Origin of the sequence: Actinoplanes sp. NPDC049668 (assembly GCF_044465445.1) — a bacterium.
Classification (GTDB): domain Bacteria; phylum Actinomycetota; class Actinomycetes; order Mycobacteriales; family Micromonosporaceae; genus Actinoplanes.
In genome coordinates, this window is record NZ_JBITLR010000011.1 from 167,460 (window position 1) to 180,123 (window position 12,664).

The following is a 12,664-nucleotide window of genomic DNA, read 5'->3' on the forward strand; positions in this document are numbered from 1 at the left end:
CTACCCCCGGGCGGGTTGGCCCCCCACCCGGGCCCCGGGGGCGGGCGGGGGGGTGGCGGGGGCCGGCGCCCCCCCCCCCCCCCCCGGGGGGGGGGGCCCCCCCGGGGGGGGGCCCCACGACTGTGCGGATCAGGCCCTGGCAACCGTCAGGCGAGCGCCTTGGCCTTGAGGGAGTCGAACTCCTGCTGGGTGATCGCGCCGGACTGGAGCAGCTCCTGGCCCTTGGCGATCTGTGCCGCCGGATCGCCGACACTGCCGTTGGCCCCGGCGACGCGGCGGATGTACGCCTGCTCGTCCGCGGCCCGGGCCTCGTGCCGGGCGATCGTGCGCTCGGCCATGCTCTTACCCCGGGCGATCAGGTACACGATCATCGTGAGGAACGGCAGGAAGAGCAGGGCGAGGATCCACACGGTCTTGATCCAGCCGCTGGTGTCGCGGTCGCCGAACAGATCCGTCAGGATCCGGAACAGGATCAGGAAGTAGAAGAAGATGAAGTAGAAGATCAGTAGGCTCCAGAGAAACTCGCCGAAACTCACGTGAAACCCCTTTGACTCGTATGGGCCCGATGGCACTCATCGCGGTGCTGCGGCTGGCCAGGGCCGTGGTGCGAAGCTTCCTCAGCCCGTAGACAGCAGAACACGCAGCGCACACCCCGGCCGTCATCCGGAACGGATGAAAGCGGGCCGGGGCGTCAGCCCCGTCGATGCCTCCGGCGGCGCAGGAGCAGCAGCAGGAGCACGACGCCGAGGAGCGCGCCCGGCACGGCCAGGGCGGCCACCGGGCCGGCACGGCCGGTACCGCGCGCCAGCGGATCGCGCACCACCGGTTCCGGATCGCGGCAGCCCCCGGCGGGATCGTCGTGGGTGAGTGCGCACGCCATCAGCGCCGCCTTCTCCGCGCCGTACTCGTCGGCCAGCGCGACCTGGAGCTCCTGCCACTGGTGCCGGGTCTCGACGACGGCGCCGGTCACGGCCTTGGCGAAGTTGTCACCCACCCGCCCCCGGGGCGTCGTCGGATCCGTCGCGGCGCCGCTGCCGGGATCGACCAGCCCGTTGTCCTTGTTGAGCGTGGCGTGGGTGACCCGCCGTTCGCACACCCCGAAACACCCGGTCGTCAGGTCGCGCGGCACCGCCCGGGCGCCGCCGCCGCGCAGGTCGAGGAGCGGGCTCGGCGCCGGCAGGTTCAGGCCCGGCGGGTTGTCCGGGCCGGTCGGGCGGGCCGGGTCCGCCGTGTCGGCCCAGTTGCTGTGCGCGTAGAAGTCCTGGGCGCCGTGCAGGGCCCGGCCGAAGCTCTCCAGCGACCGGCACTTCGCCCGCTGCTCGGCCGCCGAGTCGAGCACGCAGTCGGTGCCGAGGTCCACGGCGGCGGGCGCCAGCCGGCCCTCGCCGTCGAGCAGCCCCGCCGCGGCGCCGACCGCCTCCCGGAAGCGGCGGCGCAGGTGGTCGACGCAGGCGCGGAGCACGGCCGTGGCCTGATCGCGGGTGCGCGGGTAGTCGCCGGCGAGGAAGTCGGCGTCGTCGCAGTGCGCGGCGGGCACGGACACCTCCGTGCGGTCGGGGGCACCGACGGCGCCGAACCTGTTGCCGTGCCCCGCGAGCTGCGCCACCGACCGCGGCTCGAAGCAGTCGCCGTCCGAGCCGGTGCCGGCCGGGCAGGCCACCGCGGCGCGGGTTATCCGCTCGTGCTCGCGCCGCTGTCCCCCGCCGTCGATCGTGCCGAAGCCCGCCGCCGGAGCCGGGACCGAGACGATGGAGCCGGCCAGGGCCAGGGCCAGGGCCGCGAGCAGTGCCCGGCCGGACCCTCCCCGCATCGAGCACCTCCGATCGCGGCTCCCCTCAGGCTCTCCGGCCGCACTCGGAAACGGTTCACCCCGGCGGGATGAACCCCCGTCGGTCGCGTTCCGGACAGGGCGCTTGGCGCAAAGCGGTCCCCGGCGGCGCACCGCGGTGGGACCGTCGTCGGTAACGGGAAAGCGAGGTCCCGACATGACAGCCACGCTCGACCCGGCCGGATCGATCCGCCGGACCCTGGTGTTCGCCGCCGCGCTGGCCGTCCTGCTCTACTTCGCCCGCTCCGGCGCGACCTCGCTGACCGTCCAGGTGCTCTTCACCGCCTTCATCGCCGCCGCGACGATCTGGCTGCGCGGGCAGTACGCCGACAGCCTCGACGGACGGCAGTGGGTGATCCCACGCTGGTTCGGCGAGCTCCTGCTGGCCGCCGCCGTCGTCCTGGTGGTCCTGTACCACGCGCTCGAACAGGGCTCGTTCGCCGTCATCGGGGTGCTGCTGGCGTACTTCGTCGCCGGCTCCGCGATCGCGCAGGTCCGGCAGAGCGAGTCGGTGCACCTGCTGCGCCTGCGGGGCGGCCGGCGGTTCGCCGAGATACACCCGATGCGCTGGGGCCTTCCGCTCACCGTTGCGGGCGTCGTGCTCGCGTTCGGCGGCGCGGCCCTGCTCGGCCCCGCCGGTCAGGTCGTACCCGGTGCCCTGCTCGTGGTCCTCGCCGTGCTGGTGCTGCTCCCGGTCGGCCTGGCCATCTGGTCCGAGCAGGTCATCCGCCGGCTCTGCCGCCGGCAGCAGGCCCGGGCCCGGCTGCTCGGCCTCGGCGTGACCGGCGGCGCGGTCTTCGTCGCGGTCACCGCCGCCGCGGCCGGCCTGTGGAACTCGCGGTGGCTGATCGCCGTCATGGCGGTGCTCGGGCTGCTCGTCGTCGCCCTCGTGTCGACCACCCAGGCCGACATCGTCGCCGTGATGGCCGTCGTCGCGCTGATGGGCGTGACCCCGCTGCAGGCGTCCGAGCACGGGCAGCTCGACCCGCGCGGCGGCACCGGGGTGCTGGTCGCGCTCGGCGACTCGTACATGTCCGGCGAGGGTGCCTCGATCTACTTCGAGGGCACCGACGACGGCGGCGGCAACCAGTGCCGGCGTTCGCCGACCGCCTGGGCGGCGATGGCCGCGCAGGACGAGGCGAACTTCGACGGGCTGGCGTTCCTCGCCTGCTCCGGAGCCCGCACCGCCAACGTGCTCAGCGAGCATCCCGTCGCCGGCACGGCGCAGGCCCGGATGGGGATGCCGGTGCCGGGCCCGCAGCGGGGCGAGGCGCGCACCCAGCTCGACGCGTACCAGAAGATCCGCGGGACGTTCCGGCCGCGGATCGTGGTGCTCAGCGTCGGCGGCAACGACGCGGGCTTCTCGACCATCGGCGTGATGTGCGTCGCGCCGGGCGACTGCGCCGGCCGGGCCGGGCTGTTCCGCGACTCGCTGGACCAGGTGCGCCGGCAGCTGCGCGCGACCTACCTCGAGGTCGACGCGGCGTTCCCGGACGTGCCGGTGGTGGTCGTCCCGTACCCGGACCCGATCAGCATCCGCGAGGACGGCTGCCGGCAGGTGGCGCTCTCCCGCGCGGAGCAGCGGTTCGTGCACGAGTTCCTGACCGGCGGCCTGAACCAGGTGATCCGGCAGACCGCCGAGGAGTTCGGCTTCCACTACCTGGCGGGCATGCAGAACGCGCTGGCCAGGGCGCACCTGCAGCTGTGCGACCCGCTCAACGACGGTCGGCCCGGCATCAACTTCATCGGCCTGCGCTCCGTGCGCGGCATCGCCGAGCAGCGCTTCAACCCGGCCAACTGGACGCACAGCAGCCTGCACCCCAACGAGCGCGGGCACGCCGCGATGCTGCGGGTGTTCCAGACCTGGTGGGCGACCGAGCGGGCGACCATCGCCGCGCGGGAGCCCGTCGGCGTGCCCGCGCGGGACCGTTACGCGGACGCGGTGACCGACCGGCAGCGGACCACCCGGGACCAGGCGCGGGCGACGGCGGCGCGGCAGGCGCCGCCGTGCGGCCTGTTCGACGCCACCGGGCAGGGCTGCCGCCCGCAGGGCCAGCGGTGGGCCTACCGGCAGGTCGGCTGGACGCTGCTGAGCTACGGCGGGTTCGCCGTGCTCGCCGCCGCCGGCGCGTGGTGTGTCGCGGTCGCGCTGTTCGCCCGGTCCCGCCGCGCCTGGGCCCGCCGGGACGGTCGCCCGGGTTAGCGGGCGCGGGCCCGCTGCTGGAAGAGGCCCGCGGCGAGGTGGGCCAGGTCGAACAGCCCGGCGATGACCACCCAGAACCATTCCCAGCCGACCAGGCCGACACCCGGCGTGTAGAAGATGACGTAGAGCAGGGTGGCGAACGGCAGGAAGAGGAGGCCGACCAGCGGCCAGATCCAGGTGTCGAACGCGGCGTCGACGAAGCCGGGCCGGACCAGCCAGATGATGAACAGGGCCAACCGCGGGAACACCGCCGCGAAGATGGCGAACAGGCAACCCATCCGAACTCCCGTCCTGGGGCTATGGCTGGTCGATGAGCCTTTCCGGCTCCGGCCGCACGCTCGACCACCGTGCGGTGAGCGCGAAGATCACGAAGGTGTCGATCGCGAGCATCAGCAGCGACCAGAGCGGGTACGCGCCGAGCGAGGCGACCTGCCACACGGCGTGCAGGCCGACCACGATGATCGCCGCGATCCGCGCCCAGGTCTGCGTCGCCAGCAGGCCGACGCCGACCACGAACAGGACGAGGCCGAACAGCAGCAGCGTCCAGCCCCAGGTGGTGAGGTCGACCAGGACGAGCTTCTCCCGGACCAGCACGAGCTGGTCGTCGTTGAACAACACCAGGAGCCCCTCGATGATGTTGAGCAGACTCATGATCAACATCATGGTGGCGGCGAAGACCACCATGCCGGCCCACGCCGTGCTCTTGTTCGCGACCATCCCGTTCCCTCCCCCGTCGGGGCTGCCGTCGCCCGGATCGTCGCACCGGGTCAGGTACCGGGCATCATCCCGTCCGAATGAAGGGCCTCGGGCGACCGCAGCGTCCTTCGCCAGGACAGGGCGATCGCGGCGAGCGGCACCGCGATGAAGACGCCGAGGATGCCGCCGAGGATCCCGCCGGCCACCGTGACCGCGAGGACCGCCAGCGGATGCATGTCCAGCGCCGCGCCGAAGGCCAGCGGGCGCGCCAGCCCCTCGAGCAGGATCTGGGTCACCAGCACGATCGCGAGCATCCACAGCCCGTCGCCCACCCCGCCCGCGCCGAGCGCCACCAGCACCGTGAAGATCCCGGACAGCCAGGCGCCCAGGTACGGCACGTAGGCCATGGCGAACGTGACCAGCGCGATGACGAACACCAGCGGCAGCCGCAGCACGACCGCGCCGAGCCCGATCACCACGGCGTTCATGGTCGCGACGAACGTCGTGCCGACCATGTAGCGGCGCAGCCCGTCCGCGGCGTCCGCGAGCATCACCCGCACCGTCGCGGCCGGCGGCGCGGCGTGCCGCTCGATCGCCGCGCCGAACCGCTGCCCGTCGATGAGCAGGAAGAACAGGATGTAGAGGGCGACCAGCGCGACGAAGATCAGCGCGATGACCGCCACCGCGCCGGTGAACGCGGAGCCGGCGAGCCCGAGCAGGATCTCCTGCCGCCGCGCCGGATCGACGACCGGGGTCAGCGGATCGGCGCCGGTGGCCGAGGTCAGCCGGTCCGAGGCCGACTCCATGGTCTGCGCCCACACCTCGCTCTGGCCACGCAGTCCGATCACGACCACGACGATCAGCAGGCCGACCACCACCGGAACGGCGGTGACCGCGATCGCGGCGGCCGCGGCGAGCGGGACCCGGCGCCGGCGCATCCAGCCGACCCACGGCTGGAGCACCGCCGCGAGGATCACCGCGAAGATCACCGGCGTCAGGTACGGCAGCACGACGGCGACCACCACGATGAACGCGGCGACGCCGAGCACCGCGCCCGCGACCAGCCAGCCGGACCAGCCGAGCCGGGCGAGCCAACGTGGGACGAGGTCGCTCCGCGGCACGCTCATGGGTGCGAGTGTCGGCGGGTCCGTCGCGGCGCCGCATCACTCGCGGCGGACGGCGCGCCGCCCTTTCCTCCCACGCGGATGAGGCAGGCGGGTGCGCATCCGCGAAGACTCGGGCGCAACGCTCGCAACCCGACGGACGGAGACCCGACCATGTCTGTGGACGAAGCAGTCGCCGCGTTACTGGAATCGGTGCTGCCCGGCGAGGCGCCGCTCGCGGAGACGCTGATGCGGATGCACAGCGACGTGCAGGCGCAGTCCGGCCTCGACGACCGGACGTACCTGCTGGTGCGGATCGCGGCGCTGGTGGCGGTCGACGCCCCGGCCTCGTCCTACGTGGTGAACCTGACCGTCGCGGACGAGCTCGGCATCACCGCCGACGAGGTGCGCGGCGTGCTGATCGCGCTCGCGCCGCTGGTGGGCAGCGCGCGGGCGTTCTCGGGCGCGGAGAAGGCGCTCAGCGCGCTCGCCACGGCCCGGCGGTTGTAGAACCCCACCCGTCACCCGTACCGGATCATCCGCAACGGATGAAGCCCGATTGGAAGCAGGCCGCATGACTTCACAAGCCTCGACGCAAGGGCCGTCGAGCGCGCTGCGACGTGTCCTCATCCCGCTGGCCCTCGCCCAGTTCATCTGCAGCTTCGCCGGCTCCAACATGAACGTGATGATCAACGACATCAGCGAGGACCTGGACACGACGGTGCAGGGCGTGCAGCTGGCCATCACGATCTTCCTGCTGGTGATGGCCGCGCTGATGATCCCCGGCGGCAAGCTGACCGACCGGTACGGCCGCAAGCGTTGCCTGAACGTCGGCCTCGCCGTATACGGCGTCGGCGCCCTGCTCAGCGCGGTCGCGCCCGGCCTGCCGGTGCTCATCATCGGCAACTCGATCCTCGAGGGCATCGGCACGGCTCTGCTGATCCCGCCGGTCTACATCCTCACCACGCTGCTGTTCACGACTGTCGCCTCGCGTGCCCGCGCGTTCGGCGCGATCAGCGCGGCGGGTGGCGTCGGCGCGGCCGCGGGGCCGTTGATCGGAGGCCTCATCACTTCGGCGATCAGCTGGCGGGCCGCCTTCGTCTTCCAGGCCCTGGTCATCGTGGTGATCATCGTGCTGGGCCGGCGGTGGGTCGAGGACCCGCTCCCGGCGGATCCGACGCGCCCGTTCGACACCGGCGGCGCGGTGCTGTCGGCCGTGGGGCTCATCCTCATCGTCATGGGCATCCTGGCGACGGACAACAACATCTGGCTGATGCTCGGCCTGATCTCCGCCGGCATCCTCTTCCTGGTGTGGTTCTTCCTTTCGGTACGCGCCAAGGAACGCGCGGGTCGGGAGGCGCTGCTGTCGACGGCCCTGTTCCACAACCGCACCTCCAACCTCGGCATGATCACGCAGAACATCCAGTGGCTGGTGCTGATGGGTGTCTCGTTCGTCGTCTCGGCGTACCTGCAGGTGGTGCGCGGCTACAACGCCATCGAGACCGGCGTGATCTTCACGGCGGCGACGGTCGGCCTGCTGTTGTCGTCGCTGACGGCCGAGATCATGGCGAAGCGCCGGGCGCAGCGGACCCTCGTGCTGGCGGGCTTCGTGATCACGATCGCCGGCATCGTCGTGTTCCTCGCCATGGTCGACATCGAGAGCCGCGTCTGGGCCTTCGGGCCCGGGCTCTTCATGATCGGTCTCGGCGTCGGCGCCATGCTGACACCGTCGGTGAACATCGTGCAGTCCAGCTTCGGCGAGGACCTGCAGGGCGAGATCTCCGGGCTGTCGCGCAGCGTGTCCAATCTCGGCTCGTCCATGGGTGCCGCGATCGCCGGCACCATCCTCGTCGCCGGGGTGACGGACAGGCCGGGGCACGCGTATGCGCTCGCGATGATCACGCTTGGGGGCATCAGCCTCATCGGGCTGCTGGCCGCGGCGCGGCTGCCCTCGACGCCACCCGCCCCGGCGCCCGTCCCGCGCCAGTAGGCGGGGCGGGCGGGCCACGGGGTCAGGCCGGTTCCACCCGGAGCACGTGGCAGCCCCACGGCGGCAGATCGACGAAGAGGCCCGCGTCGGCGAGGTCGTCGCCGTCCCGGTCGTAGGCGAGGTCGGCCAGCAGGTCGGCCAGCCGCCACCGCGCACCGCGCAGGCCCGGCCAGGGCAGCGCCACCCGGGCCTGCGCGGGGCCGGCGGACAGGTTCACGACCACGAGGTGGCGCGGCAACTCGTCGTGCCAGGCCCACGCCAGCAGGTCCTGGTGCGTGGGGTTGTCCGGCCATCCCTGGCAGTCCAGCAGCCGCCAGTCGCCGCGCCGGACCTCCCCGGCGGCGCCGACCAGCCGGCGGTAGAACGCCGCGAGCTCCTCGTCGGCCGGCTCGTCGGGGCGCCGGGACAGGAACACCGGCAGGTGCACCCGCCGCCCGTCGAACTGGCCGTCGTGCCAGAGCGTCGCGCCGGGCAGGGTGGCGACGGCCACGGCGGCGGCCCGGTCCCGGCCGCCGGGCAGCACCGCGGCGGCGCGCGGCTCGTCGTGGTTCTCGATGAACCGGACCAGCCGGCGCTGGTAGTCCGTCCCCGCGCCCAGGTGCTTGCGCACCGCGTCCGCGTCCTCGTGCGCGAGCCGGTCGTAGAGGCGCTTGTCGTAGCAGAAGTCGAAGCCCTGCTGCTGCAGCGTCCACTCCATGTCCCAGTACGCCTCGGCGATGAGCACGGCGTCCGGGTGCCGTTGCCGGACCCGGTCGATGACCAGGGGCCAGAACTCCTCGGCGGGCGCCGGCCCGGCCCGCTCGCCCCAGGTCCGGCCGAACACCTCGTTGGTCATCAGCATCGCCATGTCGCACCGGACACCGTCGCACTGGTCCAGGATGGCGCCGAGCACGTCGACGGTGGCCTCGCGCAGCCCGGGGTCGAACGCGTTGAGCTGCACCACGTCGGGCCACGGCGGGAAGAACGGGTCCCGGCCGCGGGCCACCGCCCGGCCGCCGGCGTCGAACCAGGCCTGCGGCGCGTCCGCCAGGTCGCCCGCCGTGCCGGTGATGAACCACTCCGGGTGCGCCGTCACGGCCGGGTGATCGGGCGCGACGTGGTTGGGCACGTAGTCGAGGATCAGCCGCAGCCCGCGCCGGGCCAGCTCCGCGCGGGCCACGGCCAGGCCCGCCGGTCCGCCGAGGCGCGCGTCGACGACGTAGCGCCGCACGCAGTACGGCGAGCCGGCGACGTCCTCGGGGGCCAGGTCCGGCAGCGCGGCGCGGAACGCCCGCGTCAGCCCCTCGTCGCGGCGGGCGATGTCGAGGCCGGCGGGGCTGCGCTCCCACACCCCCATCAGCCACACCGCGTCCGCGCCGTGGCTCGCCAGCTCGTCCCACACCGCGGCGGGCACGTCGGCGAGCGTCGCCGAGGCGCCGAGCCACGGCCACGTGTCGACCTCGTAGACGACGGGTGCGGACGGCCAGCCGCTCATGACATCGCCTCCGCTGGCGCTCCGGCGATGCCAAGAGCTCGGCACTGAGCTGATGATTCGCTCGCCGGCTCGCTCATCGCTCCACCGTACCGGGCAGGGGGCGGAAGCCGCCGACGAGGCCGCGCTCGAGCAGGTCCCGGCTGGTGATGTTGGCGAACAGGTTGGGGAAGACCGCGACCAGGCCGGTCCAGCCGGTCTGGTGGCTGGCGCCGAGCCCGGCGCCGTTGTCGCCGTGGAAGTACTCGGAGAACGTCAGCAGGTCGCGCCAGTGCTCGTCGTCGGCGAAGACGTGGTTACCGCCGTAGCAGGGCCGGCGCCCGTCCTGGCCCGGCAGGAAGATCCGGGTGAGCCGTTCGGAGATCTCCCTGGCCACCTCGAACAGCGTCATCCGGACGCCGGACCCGGTGGGGCACTCGACGGTGAACTCCTCCCCGTAGCACACGTGCAGGTTGAGCAGGGCCCGGATGAGCAGGGCGTTCATCGGGAACCAGACGGGACCGCGCCAGTTGGAGTTCCCGCCGAACATGCCGCTGTCGGACTCCGCCGGCAGGTACGGCACCCGGTAGACATCGCCGTTGACCCGCAGCTCGAACGGCTGCTCGGCGTGCGAGCGCGACAGCGAGCGGATGCCGTACGGGCTGAGGAACTCGTCCTGGTCGAGCATCCGCGACAGGATCCGGCGCAGCCGCTCCTCGTCGAAGAGGGCCAGCAGGAAGTGGCCACGTTCGCCGGCGTACCGCCCGCCGGACAGCACCGAGCCGACGCTGGGGTGGCGGGCGATGAAGTCGCGGGTCTGCTCGAGCAGCTGCGGGTGGCGGGCGATCACCTCGGGCCCGACCACCGTCGCGGCCGCCAGCGGCAGCAGGCCGACCAGCGAACGCACCTTCATCCGGGTGGCGCTCCCGTCGGGCAGGCGCAGCAGGTCGTAGAAGAACCCGTCCTGGTCGTCCCACATCGTCTCGGCCTTGCCGGCCGAGCGGTTGACCGCCACCGCGATCCAGGCGAAGTGCTCGATGAAGGTCTGCGCCTGCTCGATGTAGACCGGGTCCTGTTCGGCCAGCTCCACCGCGATCTGCACCATGTTCTGGCAGTACAGCGCCATCCAGGCGGTGCCGTCGGCCTGATCCAGGTGGCCGCCGGTCGGCAGCGGGGCGCTGCGGTCGAAGACGCCGATGTTGTCCAGGCCGAGGAAGCCGCCCTGGAAGACGTTGCGGCCGTCGACGTCCTTGCGGTTCAGCCACCAGGTGAAGTTCTTGGACAGCTTGTGGAACGCGTTCGCCAGCCAGGCCTGGTCGCCCTTGCCGGTCCGGGACTTCTCCAGCTCGTAGAGCAGGTACGTGGCCCAGGCGTGCACCGGCGGGTTGACGTCGCTGAAGTTCCACTCGTACGCCGGGATCTGTCCGTTGGGATGCAGGAACCGCCGGCTCAGCAGCAGGTCCAGCTGCCCCTTGGCGAACGCCGTGTCGACCATGCCGAGGGTGACCGCGTGGAACGCCAGGTCCCAGGCGGCGAACCACGGGTACTCCCAGGTGTCCGGCATCGAGATGATGTCGTGGCTGTCCAGGTGGAACCATTCGCCGTTGCGGACGCCCTGGGCGTCCAGCGGGTCGAGGCCGTGCTCGGCGAGCCACTGCTCGACGTCGTAGCCGAAGTACTGCTTGCTCCACAGCATCCCGGCCAGGGCCTGGCGGACCACGAGCCGCTCGGGCTCGGCCAGCCCGGGCGCGATCCGGCCGGCGTAGAACTCGTCGGCCTCGGCGCGGCGCTGGTCGAGGAGCTCGTCGAAGTCGGCGGCGCCGGCGGCGGGTGCCTGGTCGGTGAGCCGGAGCCGGACGGCCACCGAGCCGCCGGGCGGCAGCTCCAGCACCACGTCGGCGGCCACCTTCGTGCCGGTGCGCGCCGGGTTCACCGCCGCGGCCTCGCCGTGCACCACGAACCGGTCGATGCCGTCCTTGACGTACGGGGTCGGGTTCGGGCTGCCGAACAACCGCTCGGAGTTGGTCTCGTTCTCGGTGAACAGCAGGTCGTGGTCGCCCTGGCAGAGCAGCCAGCGGCGGCCGAGCGTCTCGTGGTCGGCCCGCACCACGGACAGGCCGGGCACGTCCGGCTCCGCGCGCAGCTCCGGCCGCCCGTCCGCCGGGCCGCCGGACCAGGTGTTGCGGAACCACAGGGTCGGCAGCAGGCGCAGCGTGGCCGGTTCGGGGCCCCGGTTGTGCACGGTGACCCGGACCAGGAGGTCCTCCTCGGCGGCCTTGGCGTACTCGACGAAGACGTCGAAGTAGCGGCCCTCGTCGAAGATTCCCGTGTCGAGCAGCTCGTACTCGAAGTCGCCGCGGCCGCGCGACCGGTTGGTCGCGAGCAGATCCTCGTACGGGTACGCCCGCTGCGGATACTTGTACAGCATCTTCATGTACGAGTGGGTCGGCGTGCTGTCCAGGTAGAAGTACTGCTCCTTGACGTCCTCGCCGTGGTTCCCCTCGGCGTTGGTCAGGCCGAAGAAGCGCTCCTTGAGGATCGGGTCGTTGCCGTTCCACATCGCGAGGGCGAAGCACAGCCGCTGCTCGTCGTCGCTGATCCCGGCGATGCCGTCCTCGCCCCACCGGTACGCCCGCGAGCGCGCCTGGTCGTGTCCGAAGTAGTCCCAGGCGTCCCCGCCGGCGCTGTAGTCCTCCCGGACCGTGCCCCACTGGCGTTCGCTGAGGTATGGCCCCCAGCGGCGCCAGGTACCCGCGTCGCTGTCGGCTTCACGTAGTCGGCTCTGCTCGGCCCCGGGCGCCGCATTCGTCATGGCCTCATGGTGGCAGCGGCCGCGCGCGCGACGGCTCACCCGACCCGGATGAGACGCCGCGTGACGCCGGCCGGCGCCGGGGATCGGCCGGGCGCCGGGGCCCCGGTATGCGTACGCCCCGGGCGGCCGCGGCGCTCGGCCGCCGCGGGCCGAGCCGGCCGGCGAACCAGGTGCCGATCCCGGCGGCGGCGAGCCCGAGCACCTCGACCGGCAGCAGCCCCGCGTCCGCGCCGCGGTCGGGGCTGCGCAGCCGGATCAGCGCGATCACCGCGAAGACGATCAGCACGCAGAGGTCGAGCAGCAGGCCGATGGTGCCGGCGCGGGCGGCCCGGCCCGGGCGGGCCGGCGTGATGTCGACGGCCGCGGCCGAGATGGCCAGCACGCCGCCGGCGAGACCCGCGACGATGTTCCAGAAGGCCAGCGTCGCGATCATCCGCGGCGCCCCGAGCATGGTGGCCACGTCGAAGATGACCGCGTTCGCGAGCAGCCCGAACGGGAACATCAGCAGTAGTGGTTGTACGGCGTTGTCAGCGACCCGGAGCCGGCTGCGCATGCAGTGTCACCGTCCTCGGCGTGCCACCG

Annotated in this window: 11 protein-coding genes; 3 read left to right on the top strand and 8 right to left on the bottom strand. The window is 72.6% G+C overall.

Going from position 1 to position 12,664, the window contains the following annotated elements; translation table 11 throughout:
• Window positions 1–146 precede the first annotated feature (146 nt).
• Window positions 147–536, bottom strand: a complete 390-nt coding sequence (locus ACIBSW_RS38230) for an SHOCT domain-containing protein (RefSeq protein WP_354725061.1) — start codon at window positions 534–536, stop codon at window positions 147–149.
• 155 nt (window positions 537–691) lie between these two features.
• Window positions 692–1,810, bottom strand: a complete 1,119-nt coding sequence (locus ACIBSW_RS38235) for a CinY protein (protein WP_354725059.1) — start codon at window positions 1,808–1,810, stop codon at window positions 692–694.
• 175 nt (window positions 1,811–1,985) lie between these two features.
• Here ACIBSW_RS38235 and ACIBSW_RS38240 point away from each other — a divergent pair, with 175 nt between their 5' ends.
• Window positions 1,986–4,031 (top strand): GDSL-type esterase/lipase family protein, encoded by a 2,046-nt coding sequence (locus ACIBSW_RS38240; RefSeq protein ID WP_354725057.1) that lies wholly within the window; start codon window positions 1,986–1,988, stop codon window positions 4,029–4,031.
• Here ACIBSW_RS38240 and ACIBSW_RS38245 read toward each other — a convergent pair.
• The 3 genes from ACIBSW_RS38245 to ACIBSW_RS38255 are packed head-to-tail and all read right to left on the bottom strand — an operon-like array spanning window position 4,028 to window position 5,854.
• Complete coding sequence (locus tag ACIBSW_RS38245; protein WP_354725055.1) at window positions 4,028–4,309, bottom strand: hypothetical protein; 282 nt, start codon at window positions 4,307–4,309, stop codon at window positions 4,028–4,030. The genes ACIBSW_RS38240 and ACIBSW_RS38245 overlap by 4 nt on opposite strands.
• Before the next feature lie 19 nt (window positions 4,310–4,328).
• Window positions 4,329–4,748, bottom strand: coding sequence for a hypothetical protein (locus ACIBSW_RS38250; protein WP_354725053.1), 420 nt, complete (start codon window positions 4,746–4,748; stop codon window positions 4,329–4,331).
• 50 nt (window positions 4,749–4,798) lie between these two features.
• Window positions 4,799–5,854, bottom strand: a complete 1,056-nt coding sequence (locus ACIBSW_RS38255; RefSeq protein ID WP_354725051.1) for an AI-2E family transporter — start codon at window positions 5,852–5,854, stop codon at window positions 4,799–4,801.
• A gap of 150 nt (window positions 5,855–6,004) precedes the next feature.
• On the opposite strand from ACIBSW_RS38255, the gene ACIBSW_RS38260 reads away from it, so the two are divergent.
• Both ACIBSW_RS38260 and ACIBSW_RS38265 read left to right on the top strand, forming a co-directional pair.
• Window positions 6,005–6,340: a carboxymuconolactone decarboxylase family protein gene (locus tag ACIBSW_RS38260; protein ID WP_354725049.1), complete on the top strand. Its 336-nt coding sequence runs from the start codon at window positions 6,005–6,007 to the stop codon at window positions 6,338–6,340.
• 64 nt (window positions 6,341–6,404) lie between these two features.
• Complete coding sequence (locus tag ACIBSW_RS38265) at window positions 6,405–7,820, top strand: MFS transporter (protein WP_354725047.1); 1,416 nt, start codon at window positions 6,405–6,407, stop codon at window positions 7,818–7,820.
• Window positions 7,821–7,842: 22 nt separating this feature from the next.
• Here ACIBSW_RS38265 and ACIBSW_RS38270 read toward each other — a convergent pair whose 3' ends face one another.
• The 3 genes from ACIBSW_RS38270 to ACIBSW_RS38280 form a co-directional block, all read right to left on the bottom strand.
• Entirely contained in the window at window positions 7,843–9,294 is a 1,452-nt protein-coding gene (locus ACIBSW_RS38270) for an alpha-amylase family glycosyl hydrolase (protein ID WP_354725045.1), read from the bottom strand.
• Between the two features lie 73 nt (window positions 9,295–9,367).
• The gene (locus ACIBSW_RS38275) at window positions 9,368–12,082 is read right to left on the bottom strand and encodes an MGH1-like glycoside hydrolase domain-containing protein (protein ID WP_354725043.1); all 2,715 of its coding nucleotides are present in this window, start codon (window positions 12,080–12,082) and stop codon (window positions 9,368–9,370) included.
• Between the two features lie 4 nt (window positions 12,083–12,086).
• Window positions 12,087–12,635: a DUF2231 domain-containing protein gene (locus ACIBSW_RS38280; protein ID WP_354725041.1), complete on the bottom strand. Its 549-nt coding sequence runs from the start codon at window positions 12,633–12,635 to the stop codon at window positions 12,087–12,089.
• Window positions 12,636–12,664 lie beyond the last annotated feature (29 nt).